Origin of the sequence: Ensifer sp. LC11 (assembly GCF_001695835.1) — a bacterium.
Classification (GTDB): domain Bacteria; phylum Pseudomonadota; class Alphaproteobacteria; order Rhizobiales; family Rhizobiaceae; genus Ensifer.
In genome coordinates this window covers 47,173-65,329 of the sequence record NZ_MBSO01000019.1, presented here as the reverse complement: position 1 = coordinate 65,329, position 18,157 = coordinate 47,173, and the positions used below count along the sequence as shown (strand labels likewise).

The 18,157-nt window shown below is 63.3% G+C and carries 19 protein-coding genes; 9 read left to right on the top strand and 10 right to left on the bottom strand.

Going from position 1 to position 18,157, the window contains the following annotated elements:
• Positions 1 to 64 precede the first annotated feature (64 nt).
• On the top strand, positions 65 to 1,003 hold the full coding sequence (locus BBX50_RS14970) for a LysR substrate-binding domain-containing protein (protein WP_065776122.1): 939 nt from the start codon (positions 65 to 67) through the stop codon (positions 1,001 to 1,003).
• 34 nt (positions 1,004 to 1,037) lie between these two features.
• Here BBX50_RS14970 and BBX50_RS14965 read toward each other — a convergent pair whose 3' ends face one another.
• On the bottom strand, positions 1,038 to 1,697 hold the full coding sequence (locus BBX50_RS14965; protein ID WP_065776121.1) for a glutathione S-transferase family protein: 660 nt from the start codon (positions 1,695 to 1,697) through the stop codon (positions 1,038 to 1,040).
• Between the two features lie 222 nt (positions 1,698 to 1,919).
• Here BBX50_RS14965 and BBX50_RS14960 point away from each other — a divergent pair, with 222 nt between their 5' ends.
• From BBX50_RS14960 to BBX50_RS14945, 4 genes are all read left to right on the top strand, one after another.
• A complete protein-coding gene (locus tag BBX50_RS14960; RefSeq protein WP_065792073.1) occupies positions 1,920 to 2,267 on the top strand; it encodes a hypothetical protein in 348 nt (115 codons plus the stop codon).
• A 130-nt stretch (positions 2,268 to 2,397) separates the two neighbouring features.
• A complete protein-coding gene (locus BBX50_RS14955; protein WP_083213688.1) occupies positions 2,398 to 3,771 on the top strand; it encodes a PepSY domain-containing protein in 1,374 nt (457 codons plus the stop codon).
• 171 nt (positions 3,772 to 3,942) lie between these two features.
• Complete coding sequence (locus tag BBX50_RS14950; RefSeq protein WP_065776119.1) at positions 3,943 to 6,276, top strand: EAL domain-containing protein; 2,334 nt, start codon at positions 3,943 to 3,945, stop codon at positions 6,274 to 6,276.
• Positions 6,277 to 6,416: 140 nt separating this feature from the next.
• Positions 6,417 to 7,205 carry a L,D-transpeptidase family protein gene (locus tag BBX50_RS14945; protein ID WP_065776118.1) on the top strand — a complete coding sequence of 263 codons (789 nt, stop codon included), beginning with the start codon at positions 6,417 to 6,419 and terminating at the stop codon, positions 7,203 to 7,205.
• 129 nt (positions 7,206 to 7,334) lie between these two features.
• Here BBX50_RS14945 and BBX50_RS14940 read toward each other — a convergent pair whose 3' ends face one another.
• Positions 7,335 to 7,811, bottom strand: a complete 477-nt coding sequence (locus tag BBX50_RS14940) for a MarR family transcriptional regulator (protein WP_065776117.1) — start codon at positions 7,809 to 7,811, stop codon at positions 7,335 to 7,337.
• Between the two features lie 115 nt (positions 7,812 to 7,926).
• Between BBX50_RS14940 and BBX50_RS14935 the strand changes: the two genes are divergently transcribed.
• Positions 7,927 to 8,349: an organic hydroperoxide resistance protein gene (locus BBX50_RS14935; protein ID WP_065776116.1), complete on the top strand. Its 423-nt coding sequence runs from the start codon at positions 7,927 to 7,929 to the stop codon at positions 8,347 to 8,349.
• Positions 8,350 to 8,410: 61 nt separating this feature from the next.
• Here BBX50_RS14935 and BBX50_RS14930 read toward each other — a convergent pair whose 3' ends face one another.
• On the bottom strand, positions 8,411 to 8,695 hold the full coding sequence (locus BBX50_RS14930; protein WP_065776115.1) for a DUF1236 domain-containing protein: 285 nt from the start codon (positions 8,693 to 8,695) through the stop codon (positions 8,411 to 8,413).
• Between the two features lie 157 nt (positions 8,696 to 8,852).
• Here BBX50_RS14930 and BBX50_RS14925 point away from each other — a divergent pair, with 157 nt between their 5' ends.
• Positions 8,853 to 9,092 (top strand): hypothetical protein, encoded by a 240-nt coding sequence (locus BBX50_RS14925; RefSeq protein ID WP_065776114.1) that lies wholly within the window; start codon positions 8,853 to 8,855, stop codon positions 9,090 to 9,092.
• A 77-nt stretch (positions 9,093 to 9,169) separates the two neighbouring features.
• On the opposite strand, the gene BBX50_RS14920 is transcribed toward BBX50_RS14925, so the two are convergent.
• Both BBX50_RS14920 and BBX50_RS14915 read right to left on the bottom strand, forming a co-directional pair.
• The gene (locus tag BBX50_RS14920) at positions 9,170 to 9,382 is read right to left on the bottom strand and encodes an alkylphosphonate utilization protein (RefSeq protein WP_065776113.1); all 213 of its coding nucleotides are present in this window, start codon (positions 9,380 to 9,382) and stop codon (positions 9,170 to 9,172) included.
• Positions 9,383 to 9,471: 89 nt separating this feature from the next.
• Positions 9,472 to 11,034, bottom strand: coding sequence for a helicase HerA-like C-terminal domain-containing protein (locus tag BBX50_RS14915; protein ID WP_065776112.1), 1,563 nt, complete (start codon positions 11,032 to 11,034; stop codon positions 9,472 to 9,474).
• Positions 11,035 to 11,282: 248 nt separating this feature from the next.
• On the opposite strand from BBX50_RS14915, the gene BBX50_RS14910 reads away from it, so the two are divergent.
• On the top strand, positions 11,283 to 11,675 hold the full coding sequence (locus tag BBX50_RS14910) for a DUF2780 domain-containing protein (protein ID WP_065776111.1): 393 nt from the start codon (positions 11,283 to 11,285) through the stop codon (positions 11,673 to 11,675).
• A gap of 95 nt (positions 11,676 to 11,770) precedes the next feature.
• On the opposite strand, the gene BBX50_RS14905 is transcribed toward BBX50_RS14910, so the two are convergent.
• Complete coding sequence (locus BBX50_RS14905) at positions 11,771 to 12,973, bottom strand: MFS transporter (RefSeq protein ID WP_065776110.1); 1,203 nt, start codon at positions 12,971 to 12,973, stop codon at positions 11,771 to 11,773.
• The gene (gene wrbA / locus BBX50_RS14900) at positions 12,973 to 13,605 is read right to left on the bottom strand and encodes an NAD(P)H:quinone oxidoreductase (protein WP_065776109.1); all 633 of its coding nucleotides are present in this window, start codon (positions 13,603 to 13,605) and stop codon (positions 12,973 to 12,975) included. The genes BBX50_RS14905 and wrbA overlap by 1 nt, the downstream gene beginning before the upstream one ends.
• A gap of 102 nt (positions 13,606 to 13,707) precedes the next feature.
• Between wrbA and BBX50_RS14895 the strand changes: the two genes are divergently transcribed.
• A complete protein-coding gene (locus BBX50_RS14895) occupies positions 13,708 to 14,649 on the top strand; it encodes a LysR family transcriptional regulator (RefSeq protein WP_065776159.1) in 942 nt (313 codons plus the stop codon).
• Positions 14,650 to 14,768: 119 nt separating this feature from the next.
• On the opposite strand, the gene BBX50_RS14890 is transcribed toward BBX50_RS14895, so the two are convergent.
• From BBX50_RS14890 to BBX50_RS14880, 3 genes are all read right to left on the bottom strand, one after another.
• Positions 14,769 to 15,929 (bottom strand): MFS transporter, encoded by a 1,161-nt coding sequence (locus BBX50_RS14890; RefSeq protein WP_065776108.1) that lies wholly within the window; start codon positions 15,927 to 15,929, stop codon positions 14,769 to 14,771.
• Between the two features lie 95 nt (positions 15,930 to 16,024).
• On the bottom strand, positions 16,025 to 16,861 hold the full coding sequence (locus tag BBX50_RS14885; RefSeq protein WP_065776107.1) for an aldo/keto reductase: 837 nt from the start codon (positions 16,859 to 16,861) through the stop codon (positions 16,025 to 16,027).
• Between the two features lie 102 nt (positions 16,862 to 16,963).
• A complete protein-coding gene (locus BBX50_RS14880) occupies positions 16,964 to 18,145 on the bottom strand; it encodes an MFS transporter (RefSeq protein ID WP_065776106.1) in 1,182 nt (393 codons plus the stop codon).
• Between the last annotated feature and the right edge of the window lie 12 nt (positions 18,146 to 18,157).

Below are 18,157 nucleotides of genomic sequence, written 5' to 3'. Positions count from 1 at the left end.
ATGATCTGCCTGTCTCGCGTTCTTTGCAATTGAGAATGGCACCGAATGAGTTTAGAAAAACTATATGAGAGACCTGAACACTGTCCACCTGAATGGGCTGCGCGCTGTCGAAGCTGTCGGGCGGCTCGGCTCGCTGGCGGCGGCGGGCGATGAACTGGGCGTGACAGCCGGCGCCGTCAGCCAGCAGATCGCCAAGTCGGAGGCCCAGCTCGGCCGCACCCTTTTCGAGCGCACGCCGCGCGGTCTGGTCGCGACCGATTTCGGCCAGCGTTTCCTTGCTCGCCTCACGAGCGGTTTCGGCGAACTCGCGGAAGCCGTGGCGTCGGCGCGCCGGCGCGACGAGTCGGTGCTGACAATCTCGGTCGCGCCGGTCTTCGCTGCCCGCTGGCTGGTCTATCGGCTGAACCGTTTCGCCGAGCGTCACCCCGACATTCGCCTGCGCATCGATGCGACGACAAAGCTCGTCAATCTCGACACATCGGACGTAGATGTCGGCATTCGTGTCGGTACGGGGGAGTGGCCCGGCGTCAGATCCGAGCCGCTTTTGCAGCAGGAAGTCTTTCCGGTCTGCTCACCGGCCATGGCTGAGGGCCTGCGTGTGCCTGCAGATATTCTAAAACTGCCTGCTGTCATTGACGGTCACTCGATGTTCAGCTGGGAGGTGTGGTTTCGCGAGGTCGGTCTGTCGGGCGCAGAGATGCGCGTGCGCCACACCTTCAACGAGGCGTCACTGGTGCTCGACGCCGCGATCTCCGGCCAGGGGGTGATGCTCGCCTGGCAGACGCTTGCCGGTTTCGCGATCACGCAAGGTAGCCTGGTCGTGCCCTTCGGTGTGCGCGCCAAGACCGGTTACGGCCACTACTTCGTCAGCTCTCCGTCGCGGCGCGAAAGCAAGGCTGCGATCGCCTTCAAGCGCTGGGTCCGCGACGAGGTGGAAGAGGGCATGCGTCTGCTGGACGCCAAGGCGCCGCGTGTCCACTTTGACGCGGCGACCATGAGCTGATGACAATCGGGCGCGTCGGTCCTTCGGCGGCCGCCTATTCCGGTTCGCCCAGGCGCACGTCCATCATCGCCTTGAACGCGGGCCTGGCCTGGCAGCGGGAAAGCCAGGCGGCGACGCGTGGATACTTCTCGAAAAGCTGCTTCTGGCTCATGGCGTAGCGGAAGACTTCCGCAAGGTTGAGATCGGCCACGGTGAAGCGGTCGCCGACGAGATAGTCGCGCCCATCGAGGTGGCCATCCATGTGCGCGAAGACCTTGTCGAGCGCCTTGGCGCATTTTGCGATCGTCGCTTTGCCTGCTTCGGTTCCCTCCGCGCCATAGTCAAAGGTCAGGATGATCTGCACCGCATGGGGCTCGACCTCGGTCGCTGCCCACATCGTCCAGTTGCCCATCAGGCCTTCCTCGCGCACGTCGGCTGGCGCCAGCGGGCCGCCATATTTGCGGGCGAGGTAGAGATTGTTGGCAAGCGACTCCGTCAGCACCACGCCATCGTCTTCGATCGCCGGGATCAGGCCCATTGGATTGACGGCGAGGAAGGCCGGCGACTTGGTGTTGATGGGGGCGTCGGTGGCAAGTGGGTCGGCAACGCGGCGGGCCTGGACGACCGGCACCGATTTGAAGGGGATGCCGAGCTCCCCCGCCATCCAGTAGTTGCGCGATGCGCGTGAGCGGTAGACCCCATAGATCGTCAGCATGCCGAATTCCTCCCGTCGTTGCCGTGGCCTGTCTTAGGCAAGGACGTGGGGATGCGGAAGCAGATCGCGCTGATATCAGACATGAAATGTTTTGATGCGGGCATGCGGCTCATTGCCCGCTTGCCTTTCTCGTCGGCGGACTTTAGCTGTCGCTCTCGGTTTTCGGGGGCACAATTGGCGCGACGGTTTCTGGGAGATCGGCTGACGGATTTGGCGGCGCGCATGTTGTGCGCGCTGGTCCTCGTCGTGTCGGCCTTCGTCCAGCAGCCTGCCGCCGCCATGCCGGTCGCACCGGCTATGGCCGCCTACGTCCTTCCCGATGGCACTCTTGCCGATCTCTGCCTCACCGGTCACGACGATCCCGATGGCAAGGGCGGCACGAAAGGCCATGGGTGCCAGTCCTGCTGCCTCGTTGCGCCGGGCGCGCTGCCGACGTCCTATCGGATATCGACCCCGCCGCATTTGCCGGCTTTGCCGCCGTCCCTCCAATCCAACGAGCTTGTGCTCGTTCACGCCGTTCTGTTGACCGGTGCGGGACCAAGGGCGCCTCCATCAGCTTTCTCCGCCTGATATCCGCCTGATGGCGACCAGTCGGCCGCAGCCGCGTCGAAAGCGTTTCGATGCGCTGCGCTAGCGTCCGGAGCCGTCCCGCCCCTCAAGAGGCGAAGTCGCGCAAAGCGGAACTTCCCCGGAGAACATCATGACAACCGCATCCTTTACCGGCGCCGCAATGCAGCCGGTCGCCGCCGAGCGCGGCGTTTCGCTCTATCGTGCCATCTGGCGCTGGCACTTCTTCGCCGGCCTGCTCGTCATTCCCTTCATGATCAGCCTCGCTGTCACCGGCGGGCTTTATCTCTTCAATGACGAGATCGATGACACCGTCTTTGCCTACCGCAACGTCGTGCCGGTTGGTGCCGAACGGCTGGCCCCTTCGGCGATCGTCGCCACCGCCGTCGAGTCGGTGCCCGGCAGCGCAGCCGTGTCTTACCGCACGCCCGCCGACACCGATCGCTCGGCGCGTGTCACCGTCGGCATCGGCAAAGCCCGCATGCTGGTCTTCGTCGATCCCTATTCGGGCGCCATCCTCGATCGGGTCGCGCCTTCAGAGGAGTTCAACCAGGTGGTCGAGGACCTGCACAGTCTCGATTACTTCGGCAAGTCGGTCGAAAAGATCATCGAAATCGTCGCGGGCTTTGCCATTCTGCTTGTCTTCACCGGCATCTATCTCTGGTGGCCGCGCCAGCAGACGGGCGGCGTGCTGACGGTGCGCGGTACCCCGAAACGTCGCGTTTTCTGGCGCGATCTCCATGCCGTGACCGGCATCGGAGCAGGGGTGCTGATCGTTTTCCTCGCCTTCTCCGGCCTTCTCTGGTCTGGCTACTGGGGTGCGGCCGTCAACGGCAAGCTGACGGCGATGGGGCTCGGCTATCCGGCGCAGCTTTGGGATGAGGTTCCGACCTCGAGCAAGGTTTCGACCGACGTGCTGGCCAAGGCCAACTGGCTGATGGAGAGCGCACCGGTTCCGACGTCGGACGTCGATGCTTCGGTCGGGGCGGTCGGGATTGACCGCGCCGTGGCGATTGCCGATGCCGCCGGCATGCTGCCCGGCTACGAGCTGGCGATCCCCTCAGACGAGACCGGCGTCTATACGGCTGCGATCTTTCCGGCCGATCTCGCACGGGAACGCACGATCCACATTGACCAGTATTCCGGAAAACCGCTCGTCGACATTGCCTTTGGCGACTATCCGGCGCTTGGAAAGGCGATTGAGTGGAGCATCAACGTGCACAAGGGGCAGGAGTGGGGACGGTTTAACCAGCTGCTGATGCTTTCCGCCTGCATCGCCATCGTGCTCGTCTCGCTTTCCGCCGTCGTCATGTGGTGGAAGCGTCGCCCGGCCGGGCGCATCGGCGTGCCGCCGATGCCGCCGCGACGCAGCGTCTATGCAGGATTGTGGATCATGGCCGTACTCTTCGGACTAGCCTTCCCGCTGACGGGGCTTGCGATCGTCGTGATGGTGATCGTCGATCAGCTCTTGATGCTCATTCCCCCGGCGCGCCAGCGCCTGTCCTGAACAGGCACAGGGGTGGCGTCGCCCACCCCTTCTTTGGGCTCGTGCAACTTGGCGATTGCAACCTCTGCACGATTTTTCTACAAGTTATTTAGGAAGGGCTAACTCTTGCTCGTCTAACGTGAAGTGGGGAAAGATCGCAGCGACGCGACGAAAAGCGTCGGGAGGCCTTGCTTGGCGAAGAACACGTCCCGCAATCCACGATACGCTGCCATGAATGCCGGCGGCAACGAGGACACGCGTCGCCTGATCGATGCCAGCAACCGTCTGGCCGAGGAAGTCGCGCGCATCTTTCCGAATGAGCCAGACATCGCTGACCGCCACTACTGGTTGGAAACGATGATCAACCACGTCCCCGACTACATCTACGCCAAGGATGTCGAAGGACGGTTCCTGATCGCCAACCAGGTGACGGTTGCCGACAACGGTCTCGAAGCGCTGAAGGATATCGTCGGCAAGACCGACTTCGATCTTCACCCGCCGCACATGGCAAAGGCGATTGCCGACATCGAGCGTCGTGTGATCGAAACCGGCGAGCCGATCTTCGGCATCGAGGAGCGGGCGATCGTCAGCAAGGGGCGCGACCGCTGGCTGATGACCTCCAAGGTGCCACTGCGCAACAAGCGCGGCAAGATTGTCGGCGTCGTCGGCGTATCGCGCGATATCTCCGATCGCAAGGCGGCCGAACGCCTGCTCGAGGGGCAGGCCCGCCTGCTGGAGATGATTGCCAAGGGCCGGCCGCTCGACGAGTTCTTTCGCGACATGATCCTGCTGATCGAGGCACTGATGCCCGGGATCAAAGGCTCCGTGCTGTTGCTTTCGGCCGATGGCCGTTATCTCTTCCATGGCGCGGCGCCGAGCCTGGATGAGTCCTATTGCACGACGATCCATGGCGTCGAGATCGGACCTCGCATGGGCTCCTGCGGTACGGCCGCCTGGCGCGGCGAGCAGGTGATCGTATCGGATATCCTCGTCGATCCGCTCTGGGACGACTATCGCGAGCTGGTGCGCCCCTATGGCTTCCGCTCCTGCTGGTCGACCCCGATCCACTCGCGCGAGCGCAAGGTGCTCGGCACCTTCGCGCTCTATTCCGGCTCGGTGGGCGTGCCCGATGACGGACAGAAGGAACTGATCGCGATGGCGGCGCATCTCGCCGGTATCGCGATCGAGCGCAAGCAGGCGGAAGACCGCATCAGTTTCATGGCGCACCACGACGCGCTGACCGGTCTGCCCAACCGGGCGCTGTTCGAGGAGCAGGTCGCCGAGGCACTCGAAGCCCTGCGCGGCACGGGGCAATGGGCGGTTCTTGCCTTCCTCGATCTCGACAATTTCAAGCTGGTCAACGATACGCTGGGCCATGCCGCCGGCGACGAACTGCTGAAGGTCACGGCCTCGCGCATGCGTACCTCGGTGCGCAAGTCCGATATGGTGGTGCGCGTTGGCGGCGACGAGTTCATCCTGCTTCTGAACGGGCTCCCCTGCGAACGCGACATCGTGCTGGCGAGGCTCGAGGACATCAGGCGCGCAATCGCCGCGCCGATGCAGATCGAAGGCCGGAGCCTGCAGGTGACCTGCAGCATGGGTGTCGCCTGTTTCCCCAATCAGGGCAAGACGGTCGGCGAGCTGCTCGCCAATGCCGATATGGCGATGTATCGCGCCAAGGAGCTCGGCCGCAACAATCTGCAGGTCTTCACCGAGGAAATGGCGGCCAAGGCGCATGAGAAGCTCAGGCAGCAGGAGGAATTGCGCCGGGCGCTGGCGCGTGAGGAATTCTTCCTGCAGTTCCAGCCGCAGATGAACCTCGCCAACGGCCGCGTCTTTGCGGCCGAAGCTTTACTTCGCTGGCGCCATCCGGAGCGCGGCACAGTCTCGCCCGGCGACTTCATTCCCCTTGCCGAAGAAACCGGGCTCATCGTGCCGATCGGCGACTGGGTGCTGCGCGCCGCCTGCCGTCAGGCGAAGGCCTGGCAGGATGCCGGCCTGCCGCCGCTGATCGTCAGCGTCAACGTTTCGGCGCGCCAGTTCCGGGAGCGAAATTGGGCGGGCCACGTTGCAGCGATCCTCGCCGAAACCGAGCTTGATCCCTGCTGCCTCGAACTCGAACTGACCGAGAGCCTGATCATGCAGGACGTGCCGGGTGCGATCGCCACCATGCACGAGTTGCAGACGATCGGGGTCCACTTGGCCATCGATGATTTCGGCACCGGGTACTCGAGCCTCAGCGCCTTGAAGCGGTTTCCGGTGCGCCGCCTGAAGATCGACAGATCCTTCGTCGCCGATATCCCTGCAGATCTTGACGACAAGGCGATCACTGCAGCGATCATTTCGCTCGCCCAGAACCTGGGGCTGCGCGTCATTGCCGAAGGCGTTGAAACCCAGGCGCAGGTCGAATTTCTCCGCCAAAGCGGCTGCGACGAGATTCAAGGGTATTTCTTCAGCCGGCCGCTCTCGGCGGCAGACTTCGAGACGCTGATGCGCCAGCCGCGATTCAACGCTCATAGCGTTTGAACTCTGCTTTGCACCGCGACGCAAGCTTCGTTCCAGCCGTAAATGCAAGCATCGCCCTAATCCGTGGGGGCTGTGCGTAGCATTTCGTTAAGCAAATTCATGCAGCACTCCTCATGCCGCACTCAAGCCCCCAGAGTTCGATGTCCTCTTCAGTTCTCTTCTCCCGCCGTCAGTTTCTTCGCTCGTCCGGAGTGGCGCTCGCCTCTGCCGGACTTGCAAGCTGCACCTCGTCGATGAACACGGATGTCTTCCGTTATGAGACGGCGCCGGTCTTCCGCAATCCAGCGCTCGAAGGGCGCTTTACCGATCCGCGCGCCGAGGGTGTTTATGAAGGTCCGGGCGGCGAGGGTCCGCTTCCGACCGGTCTGCCGCCGCAGGGCCTCTATGTTTCGGACATTTATGCCTCCATCAATGATGGCGGCTATCAGGTGCCGGAGGTACCCTTCCGTCAGATCGACGCACGCTTCTACCGGCAGGAAGTCAGCGATCCCTTTGGCGAGCAGCCTGGAACGATCGTCGTCGATACCGGCGATCGCTATCTCTACCTGATCCAGCCGGGCGGCAGGGCGCTGCGCTACGGTGTCGGCCTTGGCCGCGAAGGTTTCGCCTGGTCGGGCCGCGGCGTCATCCAATGGAAGCAGAAGTGGCCGCGCTGGACCCCGCCCGACAGCATGATCGCCCGCCAGCCGCAGTTGAAGCCCTATTCGGCCAGCAATGGCGGCATGGCGCCAGGCCTCAACAATCCCTTGGGTTCGCGCGCGCTCTACATCTTCCAGAATGGACAGGACACGCTCTACCGGGTCCACGGGACACCGGAATGGAAGTCGATCGGCAAGGCCGTGTCGTCCGGTTGCGTGCGCATGCTCAACCAGGATGTGATGGATCTTTATGGTCGCGTGCGCGGCAAGGCGCCGATCCTCGTCATCTGACGATCCTGCAGTCGCTGCAATTTGCGGATCTCACGCTTTGAATGACGCAACTCCGGACGGAAAGCCGTTGTCGACGTTTCCTGGAATTGCCCTAGACGGTTGCCTGCCGATGCGGATGTCGGCGGCAAGTCAGTCCGTGCCGTGGCTGGTGTTGAGCTGTCGCGTCAATTGATGCAGCGTTTCGCGGATTTCTCCGGCGTCTTCCAGGCTGCATCCCGATGCCTTGCCGATATCCATGAGAATGCCGAAAGCCTCGCCCTTCAGGTCCCGGCCCTTGTCCGTGAGGCGTACGATCACCTGGCGCTCGTCGCCCGGATCCCGCTGTCGGCCGACATAACCCGCCGCCTCCAAGCGCTTGAGAAGCGGCGACAGCGTGCCGGAATCGAGCCCGATCTCCTCGCCGATGCGTTTGACCGTCATTTCGTCCTGTTGCCAGAGCGCCAGCAGCACGAGATATTGTGGGTAGGTGAGGCCGAAACGGTCGAGCAACGGCTTGTAGGCGCGGTTGAAGGCATGCGCCGCTGAATAGACGGCAAAGCAGAGTTGCTTGCCGAGCGCCAGTGCCTCCTCGGGGATGTCGTGAATATGTGCCGCTTTGTTCGCCATGGCTGCATTCTCGCAAAAACCTGCTGAAAATGCAATTTGCAAAATTAATTTGCGTGCAATTGAATTTTGCGCTATCTAAATTCGCATCCAACGGGAAACGCAAAGGAGAACGCCAATGCCCATTCTTTATCGCACCACTGCATCCGCAACCGGCGGCCGCGCTGGCCAGGCCAAGAGCGCCGACGGCGTTCTCGATGTGACCCTCACCGTGCCGAAGGAACTCGGCGGCGACGGCGCCCGTGGCACCAACCCGGAGCAGCTGTTTGCGGCCGGCTACTCGGCCTGCTTCCTCGGCGCGCTCAAGTTCGTTGCCGGCAAGGAGAAGGTAAAGCTTCCGGAAGACACGAGGGTGACGGGAACGGTCGGCATCGGTCCGCGCGAGGATGGCGCCGGCTTCGGCATCGATGCGGCACTTGAGATCTCATCTCCGGGCGTCGACAAGGCCGTGCTCGAAGACCTCGTGCAGAAAGCCCACATTGTTTGCCCCTATAGCCACGCGACCAAGGGCAACATCGACGTCAAGCTCACGGTCGCCTGAGACCGCGGCGACAAATGAAATCAAAGGGCCCGGTGGAGGATCCGCCGGGCTCTTTGCAGATTTACCGCAGGACTTCGATCACCTGTCGGCTTTGCGGGTCGACCAGCACGCGCTGCTGGTTGAGGACGACATAGCCATAGGTCGGCTGCTGAGGGATCGGATAGATTTCGACGGTTTCGGGCAACGGCTCGCCCACGACCACCGCCCCGTCATACACCACCGACGGATTGGTTTGCTGCAGGACATAGGTTTTGACCTCGCCTGGGACCACGACCGTGGTTTGGGCGAAGCCTGCGGCAACGAAGGTGAGGCTCGACAACAGTGTCGCTAGAATGAGTTTCTTCATAACGCTACCTCCTGCCTTACCCAACAAATCGAGAAATGATTGGTTCCATTCGGCCGATGGGGTCCCGCCATGGCAAGGCCGCAGGGCGAGGGGAGCATGCAAGCAACTGGAACCCTGTGTGTCGTCACGGCGTTGATAGCGCAAAAGGAGCTGCGTGATGATCGCTCGACCAAAGAAAATGCAGTCGTCCGCGGGACGCGAACTCGAATGCCAAAGCGCCATTCGAGATGAGTTCGAACTGCTGACGGATATTGCCGAGCGCTCGGGGTGGCGATGGGACGAGATCGCACTTGCCCTGCTGGAACTGACTGACGAATACGCTTCGGCGCACCGCGCCGGCCTGGTGCCGATCGCTCGTCCCAGCGGCTTGTGCGTATTGACCAAGACGCGGCATTGAGCGGCAGCTGCCAACTCGATGCCAGCCGCCACAAGTCGCGTTCGATAGGTGGCGCCGAATGTAGGGCGCCCTCGGCTCTAGGCTTTCTTCAGAAATTCAGTGCGCAGCACCAGGCCTTTGATCTTCTCCACCCGGCACTCGACCTCGTCGGGATTGTCGGTGAGGCGGATACCCTTCACCATCGTCCCACGCTTCAGCGTCGTCGAAGTCCCCTTGACCTTCAGGTCCTTGATCAGTGTGACATTGTCGCCGTCCACCAGAATGGCGCCGTTCGAATCCTTCACGTCCATGTGCGTGTTCCTTTTAAGAAAAGCGATGCGCCCCGATCGGGATCAGGGCGCGCAAATTGATCCTTTGTGTTGGCGCTGCCGACCGGCTCTTAACGCCGGCTGAGGCTGCCAAGGATGCCACGCACCAATGCGCGGCCGACCTGCGTGGCAACGGTGCGGGCGACCGATTTCATCGCCGCCTCGACCACCGTTTCGCGCTGATAGCCGGAACTGCGCGGCCGCGCCTGCTTGCCTGCTGGTGCGGCCGGCTCGTCGTCGCCGAAACCGGGAAGCGTCCAGCGGCTGCCGCCGGTGCTCGCCTCTGTTGTCTGCTGCTCGGCCTGCGCTTGCGCTTCAGCCGCCTTCTTGGCGCGCGCCGTCAGCATTTCATAGGCCGACTCGCGGTCGAAATCCTCGTCATAAAGGCCGCGGACCGGGCTGACATCCATGACTTTCTGGCGCTCCGCCTCCGTCAGGGGGCCGACACGCGATTGCGGCGGACGCACGAGCGTGCGCTCGACCATCGAGGGCGCACCCTTGCCTTCGAGCGTCGAGACCAGCGCCTCGCCGGTGCCGAGATTGGTGATGACCGTGGCGCAGTTGAACTCCGGGTTCGGACGGAAAGTGTCGGCAGCCGTCTTCACCGCCTTCTGGTCGCGCGGGGTATAGGCGCGCAGCGCGTGCTGCACGCGGTTGCCGAGCTGGCCAAGCACCGTATCCGGCACGTCGAGCGGGTTCTGGGTGACGAAATAGACGCCGACGCCCTTGGAGCGGATCAGGCGCACGACCTGTTCCACGCGCTCGATCAGCGCCTTCGGCGCGTCATTGAAGAGCAGATGTGCTTCGTCGAAGAAGAAGACCAGCTTAGGCTTCTCCGGGTCGCCGACCTCAGGCAGTTCCTCGAAGAGTTCCGAGAGCAGCCACAAAAGGAAGGTCGCGTAAAGCCGCGGGTTCATCATCAATTTGTCGGCAGCCAGCACCGAGATCGCCCCGCGCCCGTCATTGGTGGTGCGCATGATGTCGGTGATCTTGAGCGCCGGTTCGCCGAAGAAATGCTCGGCGCCCTGCTGCTCGAGAATCAGGAGTTCACGCTGGATCGAGCCGACCGAGGCCTTGGAGATGAAGCCGAACTGGTTCGAAAGCTCGCTGGCATTTTCGCCCATGTAGTTGAGCAGCGCCTGCAGGTCTTTCAGGTCGAGCAGCGGCAGGCCGCCCTGGTCGGCGATCTTGAAGGCGATGTTGAGAACGCCTTCCTGCGCGTCGGTCGCATTCATCAGCCGCGAGAGCAGCAGCGGCCCCATCTCCGATATGGTGGTACGGACACGATGGCCTTTCTCGCCATAGAGATCCCAGAAGATGACCGGGAATTCCTGGCACTCGTAGGGGTTCGTCGGCAGGCCGATCTGCTCGGCGCGCTTCACGATGAAATCCTTTGGTTCGCCGATCGCGCCGATGCCGGAGAGATCGCCCTTGACGTCGGCGCAGAAGACCGGGACGCCGGCGTTGGCAAAGCCTTCGGCGAGGATCTGCAGAGTGATCGTCTTGCCGGTGCCGGTGGCGCCGGTGATCAGGCCATGGCGGTTGCCGAATTTCAGCTCCAGATACTCGCCCTTGTTGATCGAATCATCAGGCTTGCGGCTGGCGCCGATAAAGAGCTTGCCTTCTTCCAGCATGTGGGCTTCATCTCCGTTTCATCAATGAAAGCGGGCGGTTCGCAGCTTTGCACAGGCGCCCGTCATCGAAATGTGCCTGATTTTCTGTTATAGGTGGTGCGGTTGCGCCCGGCAACAAGGCTGTGCCCGCCCGTGATCTTAAAGCTGCCGGATCGATGGGGTTGATAGTCATGGCGCACGGCTTGTTATTTGGGCAACGATCATTTACCTTGACGTCAACGTCAAAAATTCAATGAGGGAGTTTGTCCATGAATGAACTGGTCACGCGCGTCGCGGAGAACGTCGGCATCGAGCCTGCGACGGCCGAAAAGGCTGTCGGCATGATCCTCGGCTTTCTGCAGCGCGAAGCCGCCGACGGCCCGGTCGCCCAGATGATCGAAGCGATCCCGGGCGCGTCCGAGCTGATCGCCCAGTACAATGGCGAAGGCTCGGGCGGTGGCGGCCTGCTCGGCGGCCTGATGGCAGCCATTGGCGGCGGCGGCGTCATGGCGCTCGGCCAGCAGCTGATGAGCCAGGGCCTCGGCATGGGCGAAATCACCTCGCTCGCCAAGGAGACCATCGCGTTTGCCAAGGAAAAGGCTGGCGACGAAGTGGTCGACGAAGTCGTCGCCTCGGTTCCGGGCCTCAGCCAGTTCGTCTGATTCGGACCGGATAGAATCTCTGGAAATGCCGAACCCACCGGTCACCAGCCGGTGGGTTTTTCGTTGCCGCGCTGTCGGCGGCGGCTTTGCACTTTTCAGTGCGCTTGTGATTTGGCGCGCAGGGTTCGATCGAGCGTCAGTGCCAGGACGATCGAGAGCACGGCGCCGACGCCGATGAAGGCCGCCCCTGAGCCCCAGCCATAAAACTCGATCGCCGTGCCGACTGCGACGGGGCCGACGAGCTGTCCGAGATTGCTACCCTGCATCAGCAAGCCCATCGCCATCGGCACAAGGGCCGGGCGAGGCGAAAGGAGCGGTACCGTTGATATCAGCGTTGCCGGGATGATGCCGCCGATTGCGGAAAACAGGAAGCAGAGCCAAAGCGTGAGAGCGTCGCCGGATCGGCCGAGAAAGATCCAGATGCCGGACAAGCCGATCAGCATGGCGGCGGCGGCGATGAGCCGGGCGCGGGAGAAACCGCGAGACAGCATGTGGCCGGCGGCGAGGTTGCCGCCGACGTTTGCAAGCGTGATGACAGCGCTGAAGAGGCCGACGGTGCCGAGCGAAACCTTCAGCCGCTCGACAAGCAGGATCGGCAGGAAACTGGAAAGCGTGAAACTTGTCAGGCTGTAGAGAGAAAACATCACGAAGAGCAGGACGGGGCCACCACTCGCAAGCGTCTCTTTCACATCGTCGCGGAAAGCGCTGACCCTCAGCTGACCCTCACGCGACGGCGACACCACGAGAAAGACTGAGAGGAGACTTGCCAGCGTGATCAGGCCATTGCTCCACCAGATCGCCTGCCAACGGCCGAAGAACGGGCCGGTCAGCATGGCGATAGCCATGCCTGCGGGCATGAAGCAGCTCCACAGCGAAAAGACGAAATCGCGGCGGTCGGAGGTCACCAGGCGCGTCAGGATGGCCGGCCCGGCGACGACGACGAGCAGGAAGCCGAAGCCTTCGACGATGCGCGACAGGAGAAGCAGGGTGAAGGTCTGGCTTGCCGCGCCGGCGAGCGTGCCGGCCGCAAGCATTGCCATCCCAATCCCGAAAAGGCGGCGATCTCCTGCCGCCGGAACGATCGCGCCGGCCGGCATGCCGCCGACGACGCCGACGACGGCGAAGACGGACGTGACCCAGCCGAGTGCCGCCAGATCGAGCCCGAGGTCGGACTGCAGCATCGGCCCCGCGATCAGCCCTTTGCCGACCTGCATCGCTGCAACGATACCGGCGGCAACGACAGCGGCCACGCCGGCCCAATCGGTTCTCTCCCGAATGAAGGTCGCAGCGGCGGGCATCACGCGGTCTCCATCACCCGCGCGCGCCCGGCAACAAGTGCTGTTGCCAGTTCTGCGACGTGGCGGCCCTGGAAACGTGCACCGTCCAGTTCGTTGGCGCTTGGCTGACGGTCGCCGCCATTGCCGTCGTCGGCAAGTGTCGAGGCACCATAAGGGGATCCGCCGGTGATTTCGTCCATGCGCATCTGCCCCTTGAAGCTGTAGGGCAGGCCGGCGATCACCATGCCAAGGTGGAGCAGCACCGTGTGGGTGGCGATAATCGTCGTTTCCTGGCCGCCGTGCTGGCTTCCGGTCGAGGTAAAGACGCTGCCGATGCGCCCGACCAGCGCATCGCGCGCCCAGATGCCGCCGGCCTGATCGAGAAAGTTCTTCATCTGAGCTGCCATGTTGCCGAAGCGTGTCGGCGTGCCGATGATGATCGCGTCGTAGTCGGGCAACTCCGCAGCGCTCGCGACCGGCGCGTCCTGGTTACGCTTGTAACCTGCCCTGATGGCAACGGCCTCGGGGACGATTTCCGGGACACGCTTGAGCGTGACGGTGGCGCCGGCGGCGCGTGCTCCCTCGGCGACCGCCTCCGCCATGGTCTCGATATGGCCGTAGGAGGAGTAGTAGAGGACGAGCACCTTGGTCATTTGCATTCCCTTTTCTGATGAGCTGTTCACCGAAAAGATGGGTACTTTCCTTGATCTCTTGGAGTGATATAATTTTCATCAAGTTGATCTATGGAATCGATCATGCTGGATGCCCTGACGCTCGACCAGATGCGGACATTCGTGACCGTCGCCGAAAGCGGGAGCTTCCGCGCCGGCGCCGGCAAGCTTTCACGCGTGCAATCCGCCGTCAGTCACGCCATCGCCAACCTGGAGGCCGAACTCGGCGTCCTCCTGTTTGACCGCTCCGGCCACCGGCCGGTACTGACGTCGGAAGGGCAGGCGCTGCTGGCGAACGCACGCGACATCCTGCTGCGGGTGGACGCGATGCGAGCCCGGGCACGCGGGCTCGGCGAAGGCATCGAGCTGGAGCTTTCGCTGATCGTCGACACGCTCTTCCCGATCGAGACGATCGGGTTGGCGCTGAACGAGATGCGAACGATCTACCCCAATGTTTCCATCAGGCTCTCGGTTTCGCCGCTGGGCGGACCGCTGGATGGTCTCGTCGAACGCCGGTTCACTCTCGGTATCATGGTTGGCGAAGATTTCCGCGACCCGGCAATTGCTCGACAGGCGCTCTCGACGGTTCAGATCGTTGCGGTCGTCGCTGCGCACCACCCCCTTGGGCGCAGTGCCGGCGGCGGCGCGCTCGAAAACGCCGAACTTGCCGATCACCTGCAGATCGTTCAGTCCGATCCGTCGCAGCGGACAGTGGGCCGGGACTTCGGGGTGCTTTCGCCGCAGACCTGTCGGGTCAACAGTCAGGATGCCAAATATGCGATGATCCGGGCGGGGCTTGGCTGGGGCCGGCTGCCGCTCTGGCAGGTGGAGCGCGATCTCGACGAGGGCCGGCTCGTGCGCATGCCGACGGCAGCCCTTGGCCGCAACAGCCAGGTCGGTGCCGAGTGCTATCTCGCTCATCGGATAGACGAGCCGCTCGGGCCCGCCGCCCGCGTCTTTGGGGAGGCGCTTGCCCGGCTCTGCGCGGGGAGCTACAGCGCCGCGCGTCTTACCAGACGCGCATAGGTCGCTGTAGCACTTTGATTTGCTGCATGTTTTTGTCCTTTGATCGGCTACGATTAAAGGAAACATGCAGTGGTGCAGTGTGAAACGGTTTCCCGTCCGACATTGCGTCATTTCAACAGCTAGCGTCGCCCTGCCACCGCGAATACCAGCGTGAAGATGACGAGGACGGAACCGACGCCGATCGGGCCTGCGACTGGGGTGATGAAGTTCATCAGGGCGCCAGTGGCGCCCGAGCCCGCCGCACTGCCGGCGGCATAGGCGAGTGAGAAGGCGGCACTGCCGGCAACCAGCATGCTGCCGCGGTATTCTTCGCCAAGCATCGTCAAGGCGGCCGTATAGAGCGCAAAGCTGGCGGCACCGATGAAGGCGAATGTCACAAGCAGCGCGATATCGGAAGACAGGAACGGCACGAGAAGATAGCCGGTCGCGGCAACGGCGGCGGCCGAAATCGCCACCTGACGGCGTGGTAGCCGGTCGAGAAGCACGCCGATGAAGGGCTGGGCGAGCGCCGTCGGGATCGCAAGCGCCGTGACGCTGAGCGCGGCGAAGGCCTGGCTGTGTCCCGTCTTGACGAAATAGACGGGCATGGCCGAGATCGCCGCGATATCGGCAAAGCCGAACATCAGCACCATGAGAATCAGGATTGGCGCCTTCGCGAGGAAGGCGAAGGGGTCGCGTGTCGATGAAGGCTCGGGGCGGGTGCGGGCGCCCATGGTCAGGAGCCCGGTGAGGAAGGCGACGAGCGCGATATAGATCGCCAGGAGCGCAAAGCCGAGCCCGCCGGCGGTGCCGAGCAGCGGGATCGCCAGCGGACCGGCGGCAAAGCCGCCGCACATGCCGGCGCCATAAAGGCCGGAGACACGGCCGCGCAGCCGATCCGGGCAGGCAGTGTTGAGCCAGGCTTCGCCGAGCATGAAGACCATGCTGACGAAGAAGCCGAGCGCGAAGCGGGCGACGAACCAGATGGCAAGCTCAGACGTTGCGGCAAGGGTCGCAAGGCAGATCGAGCAGCCGCAGAGGCTGGCGATGATCAGCCTGTCGGCGGAGGCGAGCCGGGTCAACCGGCCGAGCAGCAGCGTTGCGGCACCAAGGCCGGCGGCAAAGCCCATGGCGTTGAGGCCGATCATGCCGGCAGAGACACCGCGGCCCTCGAGCGAAAGCGAGATCAGCGGATAGGTAAGGCCTTGAGCCACCGAGAAGGCGGTAACGCCAAGCACCACGGCAACGATCGCCGGCCAGTCTGGAGCAAAATCGTTCGCCTTCGCGCCATGCAACGACATCGCCCCCTCCCTCTGTTCGGTGTCCTCAAGGCGATGTCCATAGCCGATCCGCCGCCGGCTGGAAATGGACCGGCGGCGAAATGATGGCTGTCGGACTAGGCAGCCTTGTCCCAGACAGGCGCGAGGCCTTCCGGATTGACGATCCGGCCATCGGCACGGGCAAGCGCATGGATTTCGGCCATCTCACCGTCGCCGAGCGCAAAGTCGAAGATCGCGAAGTTCTCCTTCAGGCGCTCGATCGTCGCGGTCTTGGAGAGCGTGATCACGTCCTTCTGCTGCACCAGCCAGCGCAGCGCCACTTGCGCGGCCGTCTTGCCATGACGCGCGCCGATGTCCTTCAGCCGCGGATCAGCAGGCACCTTGCCGTTCGCCATCGCATAATAGGCGGTGATCGACATGCCGTGCCTGTGGGCGGTCTGGAGCACCTTGGTCTGGTCGAGATAGGGATGGTATTCGACCTGATTGGTGGCGATCGGCGCGTCGCTGAGCTTCACGGCCTCTTCCATCTGCGCCGTGTTGAAGTTGCTGACGCCGATGTGGCGGACCTTGCCGGCCTTCTGCACCTCATTGAGGGCGCCAATGCGCTCGGCCATCGGTACGTCGCTGCCGCCCGGCCAGTGCAGGAGAAGCAGATCGACATGGTCGGTCTTCAGCTTCTTCAGGCTCTCGTCAACGGAGGCGAGGAAGTCGCGGTGCGCATATTTGTCGACCCAGACCTTGGTGGTGAGGAAAATATCGGCTCGCGACACGCCGGATGCATGGATGGCCTGTCCGACCTCAGCCTCGTTGCCATAGATCTGCGCCGTGTCCACGTGGTGGAAGCCGAGTTTCAAGGCCTCCGGCAGGACGCGAAGCACGTCGGCGCCGGGCATGCGGAAGGTGCCGAAGCCGAGCGCCGGAATATTGGCGCCGTTGGAATTGACGGAATGCATGGTGGGTAACTCCTTGTGCTTGGCACGTTGTTCTGGCGTGCGCCCGGCCGATGGCCGGGCGGGAAGGGAACGATGTTATAGGTGGTCTTCCGGGGCGACTGTTCAAGCCGGTTGGTAGGCGGCGCCGGCCCGACGATCAAGGGCGCCGCTTAAGAGCGTGAGCAGCAGGGCGGCGGCGACGAGCAGGGCGCCGATGACAGGCGTCATGCCAAGGCCGAGCGGCGAAGCGACGATCACGCCACCAAGCCAGGCGCCGACGGCGATACCGAGGTTGAAGGCGGCGATGTTGAGCGCAGAGGCAACATCGACGGCGCCCGGCCGGTACTGTTTGGCGAGCTGCACGACATAGAGCTGCAGGCCCGGAACATTGGCGAAGGACAGGAAACCAAGCGCAGCAAGCGTCACCAGCGTCAGCACCGGCGAGGGAGCCGTGAAGGTAAAGAGCACGAGCACGGCCGCCTGGGCGATGAACAGGCCGACGAGCGCCTTGACCGGATCGCGGTTGGCAATCTTGCCGCCGGCGATGTTACCGATCGCGATGGCGAGCCCATAGAGCACGAGGATCAGGCTGACGGCACTCTCGGAAAAGCCAGTGATCTGTTGCAGGATCGGAGCCAGGAAGGTGAAGGCGACGAAGGTGCCACCATAACCGAGCGCGGTCATGGCAAAGACGATCAGCAGGCGGCCGGAACCGAGCACCCGCACCTGGTCGATGAGCCTGGCCGGCGCCGCCTTCTTCAGCGTGTTCGGCAGCAGCGCGGCGATGGCAAGAAGGGCGATGACGCCGAGGCCGGTGACCGCCCAGAATGTGGCACGCCAGCCGAAGGTCTGACCGATCCAGGTGCCGAGCGGCACGCCGGTGACGATTGCGACCGTGAGCCCCATGAACATCATGGCGATGGCGGACGCACGGCGATCCTCCGGAACGAGATCGGCGGCAATGGTGGAACCGACCGAGAAGAACACGCCATGGGCAAAGGCGGAAATGACGCGCGCGACGAGCAGCGGTTCATAACTCGGCGACAGTGCTGCAGCGGCGTTGCCGGCGATGAACAGCGCCATCAGGCCGATCAGGAGCGGTTTGCGCGCGATCCCGCCGGTGAGCGCGGTCAGCACCGGTGCGCCAAAGGTGACGCCAAGCGCGTAGACGCTGACGATCAGACCGGCCAGTGGCAGGGTGATGTTGAGGTCGGTGGCGACCGTCGGCAAGAGGCCGACGATCACGAATTCCGTCGTTCCGATCGCATAGGCGGCGATCGTCAGGGCAAGGAGTGCAATGGGCACGGCAATACCTTT

Bases quoted from the DNA above. Each gene is read 5' to 3' on its own strand.
- BBX50_RS14970 (WP_065776122.1), top strand. From the start codon at position 65: ATGAGAGACCTGAACACTGTCCACCTGAATGGGCTGCGCGCTGTCGAA.
- BBX50_RS14965 (WP_065776121.1), bottom strand. From the start codon at position 1,697: ATGCTGACGATCTATGGGGTCTACCGCTCACGCGCATCGCGCAACTAC.
- BBX50_RS14960 (WP_065792073.1), top strand. From the start codon at position 1,920: ATGTTGTGCGCGCTGGTCCTCGTCGTGTCGGCCTTCGTCCAGCAGCCT.
- BBX50_RS14955 (WP_083213688.1), top strand. From the start codon at position 2,398: ATGACAACCGCATCCTTTACCGGCGCCGCAATGCAGCCGGTCGCCGCC.
- BBX50_RS14945 (WP_065776118.1), top strand. From the start codon at position 6,417: ATGTCCTCTTCAGTTCTCTTCTCCCGCCGTCAGTTTCTTCGCTCGTCC.
- BBX50_RS14940 (WP_065776117.1), bottom strand. From the start codon at position 7,811: ATGGCGAACAAAGCGGCACATATTCACGACATCCCCGAGGAGGCACTG.
- BBX50_RS14935 (WP_065776116.1), top strand. From the start codon at position 7,927: ATGCCCATTCTTTATCGCACCACTGCATCCGCAACCGGCGGCCGCGCT.
- BBX50_RS14930 (WP_065776115.1), bottom strand. From the start codon at position 8,695: ATGAAGAAACTCATTCTAGCGACACTGTTGTCGAGCCTCACCTTCGTT.
- BBX50_RS14925 (WP_065776114.1), top strand. From the start codon at position 8,853: ATGATCGCTCGACCAAAGAAAATGCAGTCGTCCGCGGGACGCGAACTC.
- BBX50_RS14920 (WP_065776113.1), bottom strand. From the start codon at position 9,382: ATGGACGTGAAGGATTCGAACGGCGCCATTCTGGTGGACGGCGACAAT.
- BBX50_RS14915 (WP_065776112.1), bottom strand. From the start codon at position 11,034: ATGCTGGAAGAAGGCAAGCTCTTTATCGGCGCCAGCCGCAAGCCTGAT.
- BBX50_RS14910 (WP_065776111.1), top strand. From the start codon at position 11,283: ATGAATGAACTGGTCACGCGCGTCGCGGAGAACGTCGGCATCGAGCCT.
- BBX50_RS14905 (WP_065776110.1), bottom strand. From the start codon at position 12,973: ATGCCCGCCGCTGCGACCTTCATTCGGGAGAGAACCGATTGGGCCGGC.
- wrbA (WP_065776109.1), bottom strand. From the start codon at position 13,605: ATGACCAAGGTGCTCGTCCTCTACTACTCCTCCTACGGCCATATCGAG.
- BBX50_RS14895 (WP_065776159.1), top strand. From the start codon at position 13,708: ATGCTGGATGCCCTGACGCTCGACCAGATGCGGACATTCGTGACCGTC.
- BBX50_RS14890 (WP_065776108.1), bottom strand. From the start codon at position 15,929: ATGTCGTTGCATGGCGCGAAGGCGAACGATTTTGCTCCAGACTGGCCG.
- BBX50_RS14885 (WP_065776107.1), bottom strand. From the start codon at position 16,861: ATGCATTCCGTCAATTCCAACGGCGCCAATATTCCGGCGCTCGGCTTC.